The sequence below is a fragment of the Brevibacterium sp. R8603A2 genome, from assembly GCF_023072605.1.
Taxonomy (GTDB): Bacteria; Actinomycetota; Actinomycetes; order Actinomycetales; family Brevibacteriaceae; genus Brevibacterium; species Brevibacterium pityocampae.
On the sequence record NZ_JALLGN010000006.1, the window covers coordinates 142,453 to 160,147 of the forward strand.

Here is a 17,695-nt window from a genome sequence, read left to right on the forward strand (position 1 = left end):
GAGCCGGGGCGCCTCAGCGGGAGCCGAGGTGCCCGAGGAGTGCGGTGAGAGCCGCGCGCACCCCCGTGCCGAGCGTGGTCTCGACCTCGTCGGGACCGAAGAACGGGGAGTGATTGCTCAGCACCTCCTCGGGGTCGTCGACCTTCGCCTGCGAATAGCCGCCGAAGAACCAGAATACGTACGGCACGTCGATCGCGTCGCCGAACCGCCCGAAATCCTCCGACCCGGTGACCGGCGGGGTGACGTTGACCGCGTCCTCGCCGAGCTCGTCGCCGAGTGCACGGATGAGCGAGGCGGTGAGGTCCGGGTCGTTGTCCACGGGCGGGAAGCCGTACATCGGGCGGATCTCCGGGGCGGGCGCCCCGGAAGCCTGCGCCTCGGCGGTGATGATGCGCTCGACGGCGGTCAGCACCGTCTCCCGGACGGCCTCATCGTAGGTGCGGATGTTGATGGTGAAGCGGGCGCTGCTCGGGATGATGTTCTCCTTGAGCCCGCCGTTGAACACGCCGATCGTGAGCACCGCGGAGTCCCGCCCGGAGATCTCCCGGGACACGATCGTCTGCAGGCGGGTGATCATGAAGGCTCCGAGCACGATCGGATCGACCGCGTTCTCCGGCTGCGAGCCGTGCGCCTGCTGCCCGTGGACGATGACCTCGAGGGAGTCGGCCATCGCCATCGCCGTGCCCGAGGTGATGTTGACGGTGCCGGCCACGCCGGGCCACACGTGCTGGCCGTAGATCGCGTCCGGGCGGGGCACCCGGTCCCAGATCCCGTCCTCGAGCATCGCCGCAGCACCCGCGCTCGTCTCCTCGCCCGGCTGGAAGATCATGATCGCGGTGCCGGACCAGCGGTCCCGGTGCTCGGTCAGGAGCTTCGCAGCACCCAGGCCGGAGGTGATGTGGGTGTCGTGGCCGCAGCCGTGCATGACCGGGGTCTCGGTGCCGTCCGGCAGGGTCCCCGTCGCCTCCGATGAGTAGGGCAGCCCGGTCTGCTCGGCGATCGGGAGGCCGTCGGTATCGGCGCGGAAGGCGACGACGGGCCCTTCGCCGTTCTCGATCACGGCGACGACCCCGGTCCCGCCGCAGCGGAACGGCTCGAGGCCGTACGAGCGCAGGTGCTCCTCGATGGCGTCGGCCGTGCGGTGCTCCTGCATCGAGAGCTCCGGGTGCCGGTGGAAGTGCTGATACATCTCCACGAGCGCCGGGATCTCGGCGTCGAGCGCGGAGCGGAAGGTGGGATCGAGTGCCATGGGGTCTCCTTGGAGTCGGCGTGTGGCCAGCGTATCGGGTGAGTCGTGTCAGTTGATATGAGCGGTGTCAGAGCTGCTGCGGACCTTGCGGTCCCGCGCGTACCAGGTGATGACGATCGTGGCGATGACTGCGATGGCCGTGGCGAAGGACTTCACGAGCGGTGGGCTGAACGGCACGATGAGCAGGACCACCACGGCCGAGACGACGAGAGCGATGATCGTCGCACGCACCTGGTTGAGCGTCGCGATGAGCTGAACGGTGACGCCGCCGAGGATCGCGGGCAGGATGTACAGCCGCGCGACCTCGGTGATCGGCTCCGGGGTGATCGAGACCAGCCAGGTGCCGAGCAGGCCGACGAGCACGAGCATGGAGAGCACATGCACCACGGCGGCACCGCAGATCGCGGCGGTCGCTGAGTACGAGGCCTTTCGAGTTCCCGGTTCGGCTCCGATGGTCGACTGGGCGACGATCGCCGACGGCACGAGCTTGTTGGAGATGTTGCCGATCATGAACGCCTGGTACATCCCGGCAGGACCGAGGATGGGGAAGTACGTCACGGGTTCGACCACCCAGAACACGCCGTAGACGGCGGCCACCGCGATGAAGGCGGTGACGATATGCGACACCTCGATACCGAGGTCGGTCGAGAAATAGAGATAGAACGGCACTGCGGTGGCCAGCAGAAGGCAGGCCACCATCGTGACATTGCCCCACAGATAGGTCGTCTTGGAGTAGTTGCGATGCAGCGCTTCGAGATCCGGGGCGGCAGTCGTCATGATGGTTCTCCTTACTCGATGCTCACGCAGCGCCGAAACCGGCGTGGTGGACGGCGTAGGCGGCGATCAGACCACCGACGATTGCGATTCCCAGCGCCCATTCCCGCAACCAGGCCTGGGACAGGACGCGCGCGAGCACCAGGCAGATCGCCATGACGATGGCGGAGGCGACCACTGCCGCGATGTGCGCAAGGGATTTGGGGATCTCCGTGATCGTCAGAGCCGCGAAGGCTGCGAGCAGAGCCGCTGCGGGCACGATCGACATGAGCGCAGGATTGACCCGGGAGAGCGCGTCGCTCCCCTTGCCGAGCAGCGGGGTGAGCACGAGCGTGCTGATCTGCCACATCGCCCCCGACAGGCTCATCGCCATGAGTGCGACGACGAACACGGCCTGGGTGTAGCCCTCCCCGCCGAGTTCGGCCCCCATCGTTCCTGCTGCCAGGGAGGCCGAGGCGGTCTCGGTGGCAGCGGAACCGATGAGTCCGATCCGGACGAGCACGGGCGGGGTCCCGAACAGCGGGAGCAGTGCCACGGAGACCAGCACGACGGCCAGTGACGGTCCGATTGCGGCGACGCCGCCGGCCCGGAAGGAGGCGTTGACCTCCGCCTGGCTCATGTCCGCCGCCTGAGCGTTGCGTTTGACCGCGAGCATGTAGATCGCGGACTGGATCAGGATGACGGCGAACACGGCCGCGGCCAGCACCCACAGGAGCGGCGCATTGGCGATGATGCCGATGTCAGTCGAATTGGCCTGGGCGACTACCATCGGCAGCTCCTCGAATTCAGATCACAGTGGGGAACGGATTGACGCCTCGACCATAGCAATCTGTGACGCCGATCACGTGAACGCCGTGTTTCAGACCGTGATCGTGCCCTTGAGGCAGACCGTTCCCTCGGGATCGACCGCGCCGACCTCGTAGGTGCCCTCGCCGGTCTCGCGACCGACGTAGGCGACGGGGGTGTTGTCGAAGATCGGCTTGCGCGCCTGGAACGCGAAGGTCTTGAGCTCTACGCCCGGGTGGTTGCGCATGAAAGCGTCGACCATGAGGGTCGCCGACAGCGGGCCGTGGACCACCAGGCCCGGGTAGCCCTCCTCGTTCAGGCAATAGTCCCGGTCGTAGTGGATGCGGTGGGCGTTGAAGGTCAGCGCCGAATAGCGGAACAGCTGGGTCTCGGTGGGGCGCACCACATAGGAGTAGTCCCAGTCCGAGGTGTCGGCCGGCGCGAGCGCGGCGCGCTCGGCCGCCGACTGCTCGGGAGCCCGCTGGGTGGGGGCGGCCTCCCGGTAGACGATCGTCTGCACGTCGGTGACCGCGAGCTCGCCGGCGGCGAAGATCTCGTGGTCGACGGTGAGGAACACGAGGTCGCCGGAGCGCCCCGACTTGTGGACGACGTTCTTGATGGTCTGGACCTCGCGCAGCGGGTCCCCCACCGCGATCGGCCGGTGGAAGGTGACGTCGGAGCCGGCCCACATGCGCCTCGGGAACGGGATCGGCGGGAGGAACCCGCCCTTGTGCGGGTGGCCGTCCGCGGCGAGCTCGTGCTGCGGGGCATCCGGGGTGAAGTGGAGCCAGTAGCCGACCGGGAACAGCTGACCGCCCCAGGGGTCGGAGTCGTAGTCGAGGATGGCGCGCAGCCCGGCGGACTTGGCCGGAGTGGCGAGGTCCTCGAGGCTCTGGGATCGGCCGATCCACTCCTGCAGCTGGGCGATGTCGACGGTCTCGCTCATCGGGGCTCCTTCGGGTGTGCGGGCTCGTGGGGTGAGCAGGGCGGTTCCAGCAGTCGAGCCCAGCCTACTCAGTGCCGCTGACGCTGTGCAGACCCGTGCACGGAGCGCGCGTGCCAGGGGCACTGCTTTCTCACAACTGATCTTGAGGTTTCGTGCATAGGGTCGAGGTGCAGGGTCGACCAGGAGGGTCGGTCCGACGACCGAAGGAGCTGCATATGGGACTCGGTGACAAGATCTCCAACAAGGCCGACGAGATGGCCGGCAAGACCAAGGCCGGAGTCGGCGACGCCTCTGACGACCAGTCGCTCAAGAACGAGGGGCACGCGCAGGAATCGGGCGCGAACCTCAAGCAGGCCGGCGAGAAGGTCAAGGACGCCTTCAAGAAGTAAGGCCCGCACGAGCGCACCGGAGCCCCGTCGTCCGCAGGGACGGCGGGGCTCTGCCGTGCCCGAGCAGGCCGGTAGTCTGGATCATCCGCCGGCATGAGCGGACACGGGCCGGCCACGGAGGGGGAGCAGGTGGACTATCGGGCGTCGGCGGGCACCTGGGTGCTGCGCATCTGGTTCGCGCTCGCCTTCCTCATCCACCTCCTCGCGCTCTACAGCCCGGGCAGCGGTGAGCCCGGCGCGCTCCCCGGACTCGACAAACTCGGGCACTTCGGAATCTTCGCCGCGCTCATCACCCCGCTCCTGCTCCTCAGCGCCCCGGTCGCGTGGACGCTGGTCCTCGCCGCACTCTACGGCGGGGCGAGTGAGCTGATCCAGGCGTTCGCCGTGCCGCGTCGCGCCGGTGAGTTCGGCGACTGGGCGGCCGACCTCCTCGGCATCGCACTCGCCTGGGCGATCTGGCGGGCGGTGCCGGTGGAGGAGCCCGGGCCCGAGGCGCCCGCCGCACCTCGGCGCTGACCCCGCCCGGTGCCCCTGCGACCGGCCCCGATTCCGACAAGGATCCTGGTAGCCGCCAGATGTGAAATCCGTGCATATCCGTCGTTTCGTGAGATCACGGTGTCCTCGCCCCGGCGCGGCACTGTAGCGTGGGTCATATCGTCGCCTGAACGTACTTGGATCGCTTCGCACCACGCTTCTCATGTGAACCCGGGCAGCCCCACGCGCCGACGTCTCGAGGATTCACCATGACACCCACCACCGCAGCGGCCACCGTCGCCGACTCCCCCACAGCGCCAGCGCCGCGGCCCCGCCCGGCGGGCGCCCGGTCCCGCGCCGCGACGAGCGACTTCGCCGCCCTCAAGCGGCTCGTGCTCGACGCCGGCCTCATGGAGAAGACCCCGGTCTTCTACTGGGTCATGACGACCGTGCTCATGGCGGCCCTCGGCGGCTGCATCGCCGGCTTCGTCCTGCTCGGCGACTCGTGGTTCCAGCTCCTCATCGCCGCCGCGCTCGGCATCGTCTTCACGCAGATGTCGTTCCTCGGCCACGAGGCGGTGCACAAGCAGATCTTCACCTCGCACAAGGTCAGCGACTGGTACGGCCTCATCACGGGCAACCTCATCGTCGGCCTGTCGATCGGCTGGTGGACGCAGAAGCACAACCGCCACCACGCCAACCCGAACACCAAGGGCAAGGACCCGGACATCTTCGACCCGGTCGTCGCCTTCACCCCGGAGCAGGCGCAGGCCCGCACCGGGCTCGCGCACGAGTTCACCAAGCGTCAGGGCTACCTGTTCTTCCCGCTTCTCCTCCTCGAGGGCCTCAACCTGTACCGCGACGCGATCCTCACCGTCCTCACCCGCAAGAAGCTCAAGAACCGCACCGCGGAGATCGTGCTCCTGAGCATCCGCCTCATCGCGCTGCCGGCACTCGTGTTCTGGTACCTGCCGCTCGGCATGGCGTTCGCGTTCCTCGGCGTGCAGGTCGCCGTCTGGGGCTTCTACATGGGCGCCTCGTTCGCCCCGAACCACAAGGGCATGCCGCAGCTGGAGAACCGCTCGACCCTGAACTTCCTGCTCCGCCAGGTGACGACCTCGCGCAACATCGTCGGCAACACCTTCAACACGTACCTCATGGGCGGGCTCAACTACCAGATCGAGCACCACCTGTTCCCGAGCATGCCGCGCCCGCACCTCAAGCAGGCGCAGCGTATCGTCCGCGAGTTCTGCGCCGAGCGGGACATCCGCTACACCGAGGTCACCCTCCTCCAGTCCTACGGCGCCGTGGTGGACTACCTCAACCGCGTGGGCATCAAGGCCCGCGACCCGTTCGAGTGCCCGATGGCCGGGGCGGGACGCGCGATCTGACACGACTCCCCGCACCCACTACCGCCGAGGCGCGGGCACAGGTCCCCGTGCCCGCGCCTCGGCTGTCGGGTGACAGCACAGCGTGGAGCGTCGGTGCGGCGCAGATCGTCAGTGCACCTGGCCGGGCACCGGCGCACTGCGGGACGTCTGCACACGGCAGGGCACCGACGTGTGAGCGTGCCTGCGCCTGATGTCACCGCGCCGTCGTGCTGAACTCCACCGCCTGCGCCCGGCCCACGTCGTTCGGGCTGCCGGGGCTCATGACCACCCGGCCTGCCACGGGGTCGAACTGGACGGTGACGAGGGTCGCGGTCCGCTCCCCGAATCCCTTGCCGGGCTCGGGCACGCGGCACACCGGCGCCTCCCCCGGTCCCGTGCAGAGGTGGCCGAGCATCTCCGCGGTGTCCGCCGGCGCCGGGGCGTCCGCGACCCGTGATTCGATGAGCGCGAGGCGCTCCTCGGACATGCTCGCCGCGTTGAGCGGGAGCGCCCCGTCGAGCAGCTCCGAACCCACGAAGTGGTTCGTGTGGGCGAACCAGCCGTCGGCGCTCAACGCCTGCGTGCCGGCCGGGCCGATCTCGACCATGACCGCGGCGTCCGACCCGGTCACCGTGATCACCGAGGACGAGGTGGTGCGCGCGGAGCGGATGATGTCGACCGCCTCGGCCACGGTGCGGCCGCGCTGCAACGCGGCGGCGAGGACCGAATGGACCGGCACGCCGCCGGCCGAGTCCGCGGCATTCTTGAGGATGTTGAGCATGACGCCCACCCGCGCGGAGTTCATGCCGATCTTGCCGAGCATGCCGTACTCGGCGAATCCGTGGTGGTCGAGTTCGCCGTCGACCCCGGTCACGCTCTCGTAGTGCCAGACATCGGCGAACTCCGCGTGCCAGTCCCAGGTCTGGACGGCCTTCGTCCCACCCGGGGCCGCGTGGACGAGGGTGGAGCATTCACGCGGGTCCACCTGGGCGAGGGTGAGGATCTCGGTGCGCGCATTGACGAGCCCGACCTGCCACAGCCCCAGGCCGGCACCGGCCGCGACGCCGGTGAGCTCGTCGACCTGCGCGGGGTCCCAGTCGGCGAGTGCGGCGAGCGACTGCTCGGCGGCGCTGCGCTGGGTGTCCACAGTGATCCCGAGGCGGGAGAAGAGTGAGGAGTAGGCGTCGACGGTGAGCGCGATTCCGCGGGCGGCCTGCTCACCTCGGCCGCGGCCGCGGGCGGCGTGGTCGGCGCCGGACACGGTCAGGTGCTCCGGCTCCACGAGCGCCGGGTCGACCACCCGGTCGGTGTCGAAGCGGGACGGCTGCGGGTCGTGCGATTCCGTAGGTGACATGGTTCTCATGCTATCCGCGCAGCCGGATGGCCGACAGGACCGCCCGGAAGGCGGATTCGCCGAGCAGTTCAGTGCGGTTGCGAGGTTCCAGGTGCAGCTCAGTGCGGGCCCGGCGTCTCCAGGTGCAGCTCAGTGCGGTCCGGGCGTTCCGAGGTCAGTCCAGTGCGGCCCGGGTGTTCCGAGGGCAGTTCAGTGCGGTCCGGACGCTTCCAGGTGCAATTCAGTGCGGATATTCAGGAGTAATCGCACTGAAGTGACCGCCGAGCGGCGCGCCGGCTCCGGTCCGCACCGCGAACCCCACCCACCTAGCCACTCGCAGGCCACTCCCGCGACGCACGAGCACCCGGCAACGCCTCCGGCGCACGACCGCCCGGCCGCCCGGCCACTCCCGTGGCGCACCAGCCGGCCACCCGGCACTCCCACGGGCCCACCAGCCACGCAAGCCCCGCCGCCGATCTCACCAGCACACGCCCAGCCTTGAAAAGTCGGCACGCGGACCGTACCGTCGGTATTCAACACTGTCCGTTCGTTCGTTCGGTTCGGTGAAATTCCCGGAGAGGCGCATCACGCAGCTCGCACCGCGCATCTGCACCGCGCCTCCGTCCACACGGCACGTCGAAGGAGAATCCCGTGATCACAACCCGCTTCACCGAACTGCTCGGCATCGAGCACCCGATCGTCCAGGGCGGCATGCAGTGGGTCGGCAAGGCCCCGCTCGCCGCAGCCGTGTCCGAGGCCGGCGGCCTCGGCATCCTCACCGCGCTGACCCAGCCCACCCCGGAGGACCTCCGCGCCGAGATCCGCCGCACCCGCGAGCTCACCGCCAAGCCCTTCGGCGTCAACCTCACCATCCTCCCCACGATCAACCCGGTCCCCTACGACGAGTACGTCAAGGTCGCCGTCGAGGAGGGCATCACCGTCATCGAGACCGCCGGGGCCAACCCCGAGCCCTTCATGCCGCTGTTCAAGGAGCACGGCGTCAAGGTCGTCCACAAGTGCACCGCCGTGCGCCACGCCCTCAAGGCCGAGCGCGTCGGCGTCGACGCGGTGAGCATCGACGGCTTCGAGTGCGCCGGCCACCCCGGCGAGGACGACATCCCCGGCCTCATCCTGCTCCCGGCCGCCGCCGACAAGCTCTCCATCCCCTTCATCGCCTCCGGCGGGTTCGGCGACGGCCGCGGCATGGCCGCAGCCCTGGCACTCGGCGCCGACGGCATCAACATGGGTTCGCGCTTCCTCGCCACCCAGGAGGCCCCGGTCCACGACAACGTCAAGCAGGCCATCGTCGAGGGCTCCGAGCTCGACACGATCCTCAACTTCCGACCCCTGCGCAACACCGTGCGCGTGCGGAAGAACGCCGTGTCCACCGAGGCCGTCGACATCCTCGCCAAGGGCGGCGAGTTCAAGGACGTCCAGCACCTCGTCGCCGGCGCGCGCGGGCGCAAGGTGTTCGAGGACGGCGACATCGAGGCCGGCCAGTGGACCGTGGGCATGGTCCAGGGCCTCATCACCGACGTCCCCACCTGCGACGAGCTCATCACCCGCATCATCAGGGACGCCGAGCAGATCATCACCGGCCGCCTCGCCGACATGGTCCGCTGACACCCACCCGGGTGCACGCCACCAGGGTGGGCGTCCCGCACCGCCACCCGGACGCACGCCGAGGGGCGGCTCTCCACGATCGGAGAGCCGCCCCTCGACGCGTGCCGCACCTCTCCCGAGGCGTGCCGCACCTCTCCCGAGGCACCCGCACCCTGCCTGGTCAGCGCACCTCGGCGGAGCCGTCGGCCCCTCCCGGGGCGCCTGCGACTCAGCCGTGCAGGCCCACCTCGGGGTCGGGCTCGGGGGCTGCGTCGGGGCCGACGGGCAGGCCCAGGTAGTACATGTGCGCGGCGGTCTCGGCGAGCGCGGCGAACAGGTTGAAGTTCTTCAGCCCCTCAAAGCCGCGCGCCCAGTGGAGGCCCTGCGCGACCGAGTACACGGAGTGGTCCTCGTTCTCCTCCCATCGCACGCGGATCTCCGCGAGGCGCTCGTCGTGGTGGAGGGCGATCTCCTCGGCCCGGACCTGCAGGCCACGGAACCGGAACCCGTGGGCGGGCAGCACGGTGACGGCCTCGTCGAGCCCGGACATGCGGCGCAGGGACTCGAGGTAGTCGGCGAGGCTGTGGGTGATCGAGGGCGCGTCGAGGCCGATGTTCGGGGTGATCGTCGGCAGCACGTGGTCGCCGGAGAAGAAGATCCCGGCGCCGGCGTCGTGGAACGCGGAGTGGCCATAGGTGTGGCCCGGGGTCCACATCGAATGCACCGTGCGCCCGGAGATCGGCAGCTCGTCATGGTCGCCGAGCACGATGATCTGCTGCGGCCAGTCCGGGACCTTGAAAGCGTCCGCGCGACGGCGCCCCTCGAGGTGGGAGATCTCCCCGTGACGCTCCTCGGGAACCCCGTAGATCTCCGCGATCGAGGCCTTGCCGTGGGCCCCGGTGACCGCCCCCTTCTCCCGTCGCCGGAAGGTGTCGAGGGTGGCGATGTCGTGGGAGTGGAGGGCGAGCCACATGTCCGGGTTCTGCGCGAACAGCGCGGGCACGAGGCCGAGGTGATCGCGGTGGTAGTGGGAGATCGCGACCCCGGTGATGTCGGTGAGCGCGAAGCCCGCCTGCGCGAGTCCCTCGCTGAGCGCCGCGAGCTGCTCCTTGCCGTCCCAGCCCGGATCGATGAGCGCGACCCCGCGGTCCTCGGCGATCGCGTAGCAGTAGGTGTAGACGAGCGGGTTGTTCGGGATCGGCACGGGGATCGCCCAGACACCCTCGGACACCTCCTCGACCGGGGGCAGCACCCGATCCTGCCAGGCCTGCCGCTGCTCGGTGCTGAGGGATTCGATCTTCATCGATCGCGCCTTTCGTCTCCGCCGGTCGTGACAACCGGCTCTTTGAAGCCATTGAACAATCGTTCGTCACGTTAGCACTTCGGCCCCGGTGCAGGGTGTGCTGGCCGCGCCTCCTGCACTGCGGCACCGGCCCCGCGACGGACTCGGCGCCCGGCCGCACCCGGGCCGCCATCGGCACCTCATCGGTCCCCACCGGGGAATACCGGACGTCCCGCAGGCGTTCCCAGGACATCCGCAGATCGAAAAGGAGCCTTGTCATGAAGCGCACGCTCAAGCGACCCGCACTCACCATCGCCGCCTCCACCCTGGGGTTCGGCCTCGTCCTCTCGGGATGCGGCGGGACCGACACCCCGGACGACGTCGAAGGCCAGACCGGCGACCCGAACGTCGATGCGCCGACGAGTGATGCTCCGGACCAGCGGCCGACCACCTCGACCGAGGATTCCGGCGGCGAGACCGAGGGCTCCGGACAGGGCATCGGCAACATCGATGTCGTCGAGACCGCGATCGCCACCGCCGAGGGCGAGGGCGGCACTGCCATGTCGATCGATCACGACGACAACGGCACGTGGGAGGTCACGACGCTCGACGGGGAGACGAAGTTCGAGTACTCGGTCTCCGCCGACGGCTCCTCGATCGAAGCGACCGAGGAGGATTCAGCGGACACCGAGGACACGGAGGAGCTCGGCGCGGCCGACATCTCCCTGCTCGAGGCCATCAACGCTGTGGGCGAAGCGCACCAGGGCGACCTCGACGACGCCGAGCTCGATGCGGAGAACGGCGAGGTCCGCTACGAGATCTCCCTGCAGGGCGAGCGGATGGACTACCTCGTCGATCCCTCCACCGGCGAGGTCACCGAGGACAGCCGCTGACCCGCTCGGAGCATTCCCGGCCGCAGCATCGCATCGACTCCCTCGAACCGCAAGGACACTTGTCGGCTCGAGGGGGTTCTCCGTGTCCCGGCGGAGGAGTACTGTCGGTTACGGGGACCGGCGACCGCCGGCCCGCCGGGACCGGAAGGAAATCCACGATGTCCGATGTGACCACCATGCTGGAGACCCACCCCAACGACTCCACCGGAGTCGACCGCACAGTCCTCGCCGAGTGCATCGCCGCATGCTTCGCCTGCGCGCAGACGTGCACCGCGTGCGCTGATGCCTGCCTGGCCGAGGACATGGTCGCCGAGATGCGCCGCTGCATCACCACCGACCAGAACTGTGCGGACATCTGCGCCGCCACCGGCGCCGTCCTCACCCGCCGGACCGCGGTCGATGACGCTGTGACGCGCGCTCTGCTCGAGGCCTGCCGGGCGGCGTGCAGGGCCTGCGCGGAGGACTGCGAGCAGCACGCGGAGATGCACGCGCACTGCCGGGTGTGCGCCGAGGCATGCCGCCGCTGCGAGAAGGCCTGCGCCGCACTCCTCGACGTGCTGAGCTGAGGCGCTGACCAGCCGGTACCCGAGCCGCTCCGCACCGACCCTCTCGTCCCGATTCCTGTGCTCGGGCCGAGGGGGTTCTGTGTGTCCCCCCGAGGATCCTTCCGGCCCGGATGTCTGGAATGTGGACAAGCGCTCGCCACCGCCCCCAGGGAGACCCGTGACCGACCCGCGCAGCACCTCGGACTTCGACCGCCTCTTCTACGAGGATGACCCGGGCGCTCCGTTCCGGGAAGCAGGAGGTCACCGACGAGGAGGCTTTCGGCGGGGCGCGGCCGGAGACCTCGGGCGAGGGCATGAATGTCCTGCTGCTCGGCTCCGACGCGCGCGACGAGGATGTCGACTACGAGAACTCGCGCGGATTCCGCAGCGACACGATCATGGTCATGCACGTGCCCGAGGATCGCTCCGGTGTCCAGATCATGTCGATCCCCCGCGACATCTGGGTCGACATCGAGGGCCACGGTCAGGCGAAGATCAACGCCGCGATGTCCTTCGGCGGACTGCCCCTGGCCACCTCCACGGTGAGCGACTTCATCGGCGCCCCGATCCACCACGTCGCGATCATCGATTTCGAAGGGTTCCAGGCGCTCACCGATTCCCTCGGCGGAGTCGAGGTCGAATCCGAGCAGTCCTTCGAGTCCGGCGGCCACTCCTTCCAGGAAGGCACGAACACCCTCGACGGCGAGCAGGCGCTCGCCTTCGTGCGGGCCCGCAAGAACTTCGGCGACGGCGACCTCCAGCGCAACCGGAACCAGCAGGCGTTCCTGTCCGGTGTGATGAATGAGCTCATCAGCCGCGACACGCTGAGCGACCCGACCCGGATCTCCGGGATCGTGCGTGACTTCTCGCCGTACATGACGGTCGACTCCGGTCTGAGCTCGGGGACCATCGGTTCGCTCGCCTACCAGCTGCGCGACGTCCGCCAGGACGACATCGAGTTCTTCTCCGCACCCATCGGCGGCCTGGGGACCTCCTCGGACGGGCAGTCCTACCTCAGCGTCGACGAGGATGAGCTCGAGAAGGTCCGCACGGCGTTCGCCGAGGACACCGTCGGCGATTACGCGGCACAGGCGGAGACTCAGCACCTGTAGGAGCGCGGTCCTATACTCGGACTCGTCCCAGTCCCCAGCCGGAGGTGGTGCGTGCCCTTCACCCGGACGGTCCTCGACGTCGCCGCAGACCATCCCGCCCGGCCCGCCGTCGTCGGGTCGGATGAACGCCTGACGTACGCCGAGCTCGTCACCGACTCCGCGCGCCTGTTCGCCGCGGTGTCCGGGCTCCACGCTGAGCAGGTCAGTCCGCCTGAGCCCGTCCCGGAGACCCACGGCATCCCGATCACCGCGGTGAGCCTGACCTCGGCCTTGCACACCGCCCGGATCATCGCCGGCCTCGGACTGCACCGCGCCGTGTCGGCCACGATCGACCCGCGCTGGCCGCTCGCCCACCAGGTGCGCGTCATCACGACCACCGGGATCGGCGTCGTCGTCAGCGACTCCGCAGAGCTCGCCGAGGCGCTCGCCGCCGCCGGCTGGACCGGCACCGTGATCCCCCTCGACCGACTCCGCGAGCGCGAGGCCCGGTCCCACCCCACCGAGCGGCCCGGGGTGCGCGACGGCGCCGAGGCGTTCCTCCTCCTCTTCTCCTCCGGCACCACCGACAACCCCAAGGCCTTCCTCAAGACCCGGCGCCAGTACCGCGACAACTACGCGGTCTCGAGCGCGCACCTCGAGCCCTGCCCCGGCGTCGCCACTCTGGCGCCCGGCCCGATGTCCTACAGCCTCACCCTCTACGCCCTCATCGAATGCCTGGCCTCGGGCGGGAGCTGCCACGTCGCGGACCGCTTCGATGCGATCGACGCCGGGCGGCGCGTCGCCGCGGAGTCGATCACCCGGGTCGTCGCGGTGCCCGCGGTCGTCCAGGGTCTCACCGATGCCGCGCGCCGCGACCCGGAGCGGTTCACCGGCCTCGAGCTCGTCGTCACCGGAGGGGCGAACCTGTCTGCGCGGATCCGCGAGGGCTTCGCCGCCGCGCTGCCGGCCGCTCGCCTCATCAGCTACTACGGGGCCGCGGAGATCGGCTTCATCGGCGACAGCCGCGCCGGCGACGGCACGCTCATCAGCATCTACGAGGGCATCACCGTGAGCATCCGCGACGACGCCGGGGCCGAGGCGCCCGCCGGCGAGGTCGGCACCGTGTGGGTGCACGCGGCCGCCTGCTCGGACGGCTACGTCGGCGCGACGAGCACCGCACGCCTGGTCGGTCCCGATGGGTTCGCCACGGTGGCCGACCAGGGCCGGATGGTCGACGGCCGGCTGAGCCTGAGCGGGCGGGCCGCGGACATCGTCGTCACCGGTGGGCACAAGGTCTCCCTGCCCGAGGTGGAGCGCGCCTTCGAGACCGTGGAGGGCCTCGGCGAGGTGTGCGCTGTCGGTGTCCCGAGCGCGCAGCTCGGCACCGTGGTCGCACTCGTCATCGAGGGCGGGGCACCGCCCAAGGCGGAGCTCCTCGCCCACGCGCGGGCTCATCTGGCCCCGCAGTTCGTCCCGGGCCGCTGGTACTCGGTGCCGCAGCTGCCGCGCACCGTGGGTGGCAAGATCCGCCGCGGCGAGACGACGGAGCTCGTGCAGGCTGCCGGGACCGGGGTGACGCGCCTGTGAGCCGGGGCGGAGTGGAGCGCCGGGGCGTCGTCGTCACCGGGGTGGGGGCGATCACCCCGAGCGGACTCAGCGTCCGGGAGACCTGGGATGCTGTGGTCGCCGGTCGCAGCGCCATCGACGTGCTCGACGGGGAGGAGTTCGCGGACCTCCCGGTGCGGATCGGGGCGCAGGTGCGCGGATTCGATCCCACGGCCGTGGTCCCGAAGTCCCTGGCCCGGCGGCTCAGCGCCGTCCAGGCCTGGGCGATCGCCGCCGCCGACGAGGCACTGCGGCAGGCGGGCCTGCTCGCCGACGGCACCACCGCACCGACGCAGGGCCGTGCGGACACGGGCACGGAAGACGTGCCGCCGACCGGCACCACCGCGAGCCCGCAGGCGCCGGCCGTCGCACTGCCCTGGGACGCCCACCGGTTCGGCATCATCGCCGCCTCCGGCTCCGGGCCGGTCGCGGCGATGCAGGACGCCACCCGCGCACTCCTCGCCGGAGGCCCGCGCGGCGTGCCGCTGACCCTGTCGATCTACGGCGCCCCGGACGCCGCCGCGGCTCTGCTGAGCCAGCGCTATGCCGCGACCGGCCCGGCGCAGGGCGTCAACGCGACCTGCGCGAGCGGTGCAGTGGGGCTCGGCGAGGCGCTGCGGAGGATCCGCCACGGCTACGCCGATGCAGTGCTCGTCGTCGGGATGGAGGACTGCCTCAACCCGGTCAACCTCGCCTCGAACATCAACATGCGCGCGCTCGCCGCCGGGTACGAGGACGAGCCGAGCGCGGCGAGCCGGCCCTTCGACGCGGGTCGGACAGGGTTCGTCATGGCGGCGGGCGCCTCGGCGATCCTCCTCGAATCCGCGGACGCCGCCCGGGCCCGCGGCGCGGAGGTGCTCGCCGAGCTCGCCGGGGCCGGTGCGGCGAGCGACGCCCACCATCCGACAGCCCCGCACCCGGAGGGGCGGGGTGCCGCGCAGGCGATGCGCGACTGCCTGGCCGACGCCGGCCTCGGCCCCGAGGCGGTCGACCACATCAATGCCCACGGCACCGGCACCCCGCAGGGCGATGCCGCGGAGATCCGGGCGATCGACGCGGTGCTCGGCGCGCGGGCCCGGCGGGTGCCGATCACCGCGACGAAGTCGAGCACCGGCCACCTGCTGGGCTGCGGCGGGGTGACCGAGGCGATCCTCGCCGTGCGCACACTCGGCACCGGCCTCATCCCACCCACGCTCAACCTCGACGAGCCCGCATTCCCCGACCACGACATCGTCACCGGCGCCGCCCGGGAGGCCGAGGTGTCCGCCGTGCTGTCGAACTCGTTCGGGTTCGGCGGGCACAACGCCGCCGTGCTGCTGCGCCGGCCGGAGTGGCCCGGCAGCACCCCAGGGGCCCGCACCCGACGATCCCGACCAGACCACCTGCCCGAGAAGGAGACCCCATGACCGACCGTGAGACCCGCCACGCCGAGCTCGCCGACCGCTACCTGCCCGCCGAGCTGCTCGAGCGGATACGGGGGCGGGCGGCGCGCTACGACCGGGAGAACGCGTTCTTCTCCGAGGACCTCGAGGAGCTGCGCGCGGCCGGGTACCTCACCCTGTTCGCACCGGAGGAGTTCGGCGGGCCGGGGCTGAGCGTCAACGAGGTCTCCCGCCTCCAGCAGCGGCTCGCGACCGCGGCTCCGGCGACCGCGCTGGGCATCAACATGCACCTCGTGTGCACCGGCACGATCCGGGCGATGCACGAGCGCGGCGACCGGTCCCTCGACTTCGTGTTCGACGAGGTCATGGCCGGTGAGGTGTTCGCGTTCGGGATCAGTGAGGCCGGCAACGACTGGGTGCTCCAGGGCTCGAACTCGTCCGCGGTGCCCGAGGACGACGGCGGGTACCGGATGACCGGGAAGAAGATCTTCACCTCGATGTCCCCGGTGTGGACGCGGTTGCTCGTCCACGGGCTCGACACCTCGGACCCGGAGGAGCCGACGCTCGTGTACGGATTCCTCGAGCGCAGCGCGGACGGGATCTCCGTGTCGGAGAACTGGGACGTCATGGGGATGCGGGCCACGCAGAGCCGCTCGACGACCCTGGACAACGTGCGGATGCGGCCGGAGAAGGTGGCCAGGCGGATCCCGGCCGGGCCGCACCCGGACCTGCTGACCTTCGGGATCACCGCGAACTTCCAGCTCCTCATCGCCTCGGTGTACGCCGGGCTCGCCGCCCGCGCGCTCGAGGTGGCGGCGGAGTCGCTGCGGAAGAAGTCCTCGGCCAAGCACGGCACGACCTTCGCCGAGATCCCGCAGTTCCGCGACCGGCTGGCCGATGCCGCGCTCGACCTCATGCCGGTGGCCGCGCAGCTCGAGGCGTACACGCGGGACCTCGACGAGCTCGTCGACCACGGGGCCGGCTGGCCGCGTCGGCTCGTGTCGGCCCGGATCAAGGCCGGCGAGGCGGCCAGGCGCGCGACCGAGTCCGCGCTCCACTGCTCCGGCGGGGCCGGCTTCGACAACAGCCACGAGCTGGGCCGGCTCTACCGCGACGCGCTGGCCGGGCTGTTCCACCCGGCGAGCCCGGATGCCGCCCGCCCGATGTTCGCCGCCGCGCTGTTGGACGATTGAGGAGGAGCCCGTGGCACTCGACCTGACCGTGTACGACGCCCTGAGCTTCGACTGCTACGGCACGCTCATCGACTGGGAGGCCGGCATCGCTGCCGTGATCGGCCCGTGGGCCCGGCGGCACCGACCGGAGATGTCGGACGAAGGCGTGCTCGTGGCGTACTCGGAGAACGAGGCCGCGGTGCTCCGCGAGACCCCGGGGATCCTGTACCCGGATGCGCTGCGGGAGGCGTTCCGGCGCACCGGCGAGGCCCTCGGCCTGCCGGTGACCGACATCGAGGCCGATACTCTGGGCGACTCGGTGCCCGATTGGCCCGCTTTCGACGACTCCGCCGAGGCGTTGGCGATCCTCAAGGATCACTACGCGCTCGTCATCCTCTCCAATGTGCACCGCGCCGGTTTCGCGGCATCGAACGAACGGCTGGGTGTGGAGTTCGACGAGATCCTCACCGCTCAGGACATCGGCTCCTACAAGCCGAATCCGGCGAACTTCGAGGCGCTGGAGCGGAGGGCCGCGGAACGGGGGTGGTCCGGACGCCTCCTGCACGTGGCCCAGTCGCTGTTCCACGACCACGTGCCGGCGCAGCAGTTCGGGCTGCCCGGCGTGTGGATCAACCGTCGTCACGACCGGCCCGGTTGGGGCGCGACACCGGATCCGCAGGCATCCGTGGACATCGCCGCCGAGTACCCGTCACTCATGGACTTCGCCCGGGACGTGGAGAGAGCGTTGGGGAGGGAGAACTGACACCACGATCTGTCATATGACAGATCATGACGTTATTCG

At 70.2% G+C, this 17,695-nt stretch carries 17 protein-coding genes; 11 read left to right on the top strand and 6 right to left on the bottom strand.

Annotated features, from left to right (window positions below; genetic code table 11):
* Positions 1-13: 13 nt before the first annotated feature.
* The 4 genes from MTQ12_RS07710 to MTQ12_RS07725 form a co-directional block, all read right to left on the bottom strand.
* Positions 14-1,249 (bottom strand): amidohydrolase, encoded by a 1,236-nt coding sequence (locus tag MTQ12_RS07710; protein ID WP_137318175.1) that lies wholly within the window; start codon positions 1,247-1,249, stop codon positions 14-16.
* Between the two features lie 48 nt (positions 1,250-1,297).
* On the bottom strand, positions 1,298-2,026 hold the full coding sequence (locus MTQ12_RS07715) for a hypothetical protein (protein ID WP_137318176.1): 729 nt from the start codon (positions 2,024-2,026) through the stop codon (positions 1,298-1,300).
* Positions 2,027-2,048: 22 nt separating this feature from the next.
* Positions 2,049-2,792, bottom strand: coding sequence for a DUF5058 family protein (locus tag MTQ12_RS07720; protein WP_137318177.1), 744 nt, complete (start codon positions 2,790-2,792; stop codon positions 2,049-2,051).
* 90 nt (positions 2,793-2,882) lie between these two features.
* The gene (locus MTQ12_RS07725) at positions 2,883-3,755 is read right to left on the bottom strand and encodes a MaoC family dehydratase N-terminal domain-containing protein (RefSeq protein WP_137318178.1); all 873 of its coding nucleotides are present in this window, start codon (positions 3,753-3,755) and stop codon (positions 2,883-2,885) included.
* A 215-nt stretch (positions 3,756-3,970) separates the two neighbouring features.
* On the opposite strand from MTQ12_RS07725, the gene MTQ12_RS07730 reads away from it, so the two are divergent.
* The 3 genes from MTQ12_RS07730 (at position 3,971) to MTQ12_RS07740 (ending at position 6,009) form a co-directional block, all read left to right on the top strand.
* The gene (locus MTQ12_RS07730) at positions 3,971-4,144 is read left to right on the top strand and encodes a CsbD family protein (RefSeq protein ID WP_137318179.1); all 174 of its coding nucleotides are present in this window, start codon (positions 3,971-3,973) and stop codon (positions 4,142-4,144) included.
* A 93-nt stretch (positions 4,145-4,237) separates the two neighbouring features.
* Entirely contained in the window at positions 4,238-4,660 is a 423-nt protein-coding gene (locus tag MTQ12_RS07735) for a VanZ family protein (protein ID WP_137318180.1), read from the top strand.
* 227 nt (positions 4,661-4,887) lie between these two features.
* Entirely contained in the window at positions 4,888-6,009 is a 1,122-nt protein-coding gene (locus MTQ12_RS07740; protein ID WP_247425563.1) for an acyl-CoA desaturase, read from the top strand.
* A gap of 193 nt (positions 6,010-6,202) precedes the next feature.
* Here the strand turns inward: MTQ12_RS07740 and MTQ12_RS07745 are convergent, their stop codons facing one another.
* On the bottom strand, positions 6,203-7,342 hold the full coding sequence (locus MTQ12_RS07745) for a C45 family peptidase (protein WP_247425565.1): 1,140 nt from the start codon (positions 7,340-7,342) through the stop codon (positions 6,203-6,205).
* Positions 7,343-7,972: 630 nt separating this feature from the next.
* On the opposite strand from MTQ12_RS07745, the gene MTQ12_RS07750 reads away from it, so the two are divergent.
* Entirely contained in the window at positions 7,973-8,944 is a 972-nt protein-coding gene (locus MTQ12_RS07750; protein WP_247425567.1) for a nitronate monooxygenase family protein, read from the top strand.
* Positions 8,945-9,152: 208 nt separating this feature from the next.
* On the opposite strand, the gene MTQ12_RS07755 is transcribed toward MTQ12_RS07750, so the two are convergent.
* Positions 9,153-10,226, bottom strand: a complete 1,074-nt coding sequence (locus tag MTQ12_RS07755; protein ID WP_247425569.1) for an MBL fold metallo-hydrolase — start codon at positions 10,224-10,226, stop codon at positions 9,153-9,155.
* Positions 10,227-10,483: 257 nt separating this feature from the next.
* Here MTQ12_RS07755 and MTQ12_RS07760 point away from each other — a divergent pair, with 257 nt between their 5' ends.
* The 7 genes from MTQ12_RS07760 to MTQ12_RS07790 all read left to right on the top strand — a co-directional run bounded on the left by MTQ12_RS07760 (position 10,484) and on the right by MTQ12_RS07790 (position 17,656).
* Positions 10,484-11,098, top strand: a complete 615-nt coding sequence (locus tag MTQ12_RS07760) for a PepSY domain-containing protein (RefSeq protein WP_247425571.1) — start codon at positions 10,484-10,486, stop codon at positions 11,096-11,098.
* Between the two features lie 158 nt (positions 11,099-11,256).
* Entirely contained in the window at positions 11,257-11,664 is a 408-nt protein-coding gene (locus MTQ12_RS07765; RefSeq protein WP_247425573.1) for a four-helix bundle copper-binding protein, read from the top strand.
* Between the two features lie 206 nt (positions 11,665-11,870).
* A complete protein-coding gene (locus MTQ12_RS07770) occupies positions 11,871-12,755 on the top strand; it encodes an LCP family protein (protein ID WP_247425575.1) in 885 nt (294 codons plus the stop codon).
* 51 nt (positions 12,756-12,806) lie between these two features.
* A complete protein-coding gene (locus MTQ12_RS07775; RefSeq protein ID WP_247425578.1) occupies positions 12,807-14,321 on the top strand; it encodes a class I adenylate-forming enzyme family protein in 1,515 nt (504 codons plus the stop codon).
* Positions 14,318-15,745 (top strand): beta-ketoacyl-[acyl-carrier-protein] synthase family protein, encoded by a 1,428-nt coding sequence (locus MTQ12_RS07780; RefSeq protein WP_247425580.1) that lies wholly within the window; start codon positions 14,318-14,320, stop codon positions 15,743-15,745. Before MTQ12_RS07775 ends, MTQ12_RS07780 begins: the two co-directional genes overlap by 4 nt.
* Complete coding sequence (locus MTQ12_RS07785) at positions 15,742-16,914, top strand: acyl-CoA dehydrogenase family protein (RefSeq protein ID WP_247425583.1); 1,173 nt, start codon at positions 15,742-15,744, stop codon at positions 16,912-16,914. Before MTQ12_RS07780 ends, MTQ12_RS07785 begins: the two co-directional genes overlap by 4 nt.
* A 10-nt stretch (positions 16,915-16,924) precedes the next feature.
* A complete protein-coding gene (locus tag MTQ12_RS07790; protein WP_247425585.1) occupies positions 16,925-17,656 on the top strand; it encodes an HAD-IA family hydrolase in 732 nt (243 codons plus the stop codon).
* Positions 17,657-17,695: the final 39 nt, after the last annotated feature.

Coding starts and splice junctions, on each gene's coding strand:
- MTQ12_RS07760 (WP_247425571.1), top strand. CDS start 10,484: ATGAAGCGCACGCTCAAGCGACCCGCACTCACCATCGCCGCCTCCACC.
- MTQ12_RS07745 (WP_247425565.1), bottom strand. CDS start 7,342: ATGTCACCTACGGAATCGCACGACCCGCAGCCGTCCCGCTTCGACACC.
- MTQ12_RS07710 (WP_137318175.1), bottom strand. CDS start 1,249: ATGGCACTCGATCCCACCTTCCGCTCCGCGCTCGACGCCGAGATCCCG.
- MTQ12_RS07730 (WP_137318179.1), top strand. CDS start 3,971: ATGGGACTCGGTGACAAGATCTCCAACAAGGCCGACGAGATGGCCGGC.
- MTQ12_RS07785 (WP_247425583.1), top strand. CDS start 15,742: ATGACCGACCGTGAGACCCGCCACGCCGAGCTCGCCGACCGCTACCTG.
- MTQ12_RS07720 (WP_137318177.1), bottom strand. CDS start 2,792: ATGGTAGTCGCCCAGGCCAATTCGACTGACATCGGCATCATCGCCAAT.
- MTQ12_RS07765 (WP_247425573.1), top strand. CDS start 11,257: ATGTCCGATGTGACCACCATGCTGGAGACCCACCCCAACGACTCCACC.
- MTQ12_RS07725 (WP_137318178.1), bottom strand. CDS start 3,755: ATGAGCGAGACCGTCGACATCGCCCAGCTGCAGGAGTGGATCGGCCGA.
- MTQ12_RS07735 (WP_137318180.1), top strand. CDS start 4,238: ATGAGCGGACACGGGCCGGCCACGGAGGGGGAGCAGGTGGACTATCGG.
- MTQ12_RS07770 (WP_247425575.1), top strand. CDS start 11,871: ATGACCCGGGCGCTCCGTTCCGGGAAGCAGGAGGTCACCGACGAGGAG.
- MTQ12_RS07755 (WP_247425569.1), bottom strand. CDS start 10,226: ATGAAGATCGAATCCCTCAGCACCGAGCAGCGGCAGGCCTGGCAGGAT.
- MTQ12_RS07715 (WP_137318176.1), bottom strand. CDS start 2,026: ATGACGACTGCCGCCCCGGATCTCGAAGCGCTGCATCGCAACTACTCC.
- MTQ12_RS07740 (WP_247425563.1), top strand. CDS start 4,888: ATGACACCCACCACCGCAGCGGCCACCGTCGCCGACTCCCCCACAGCG.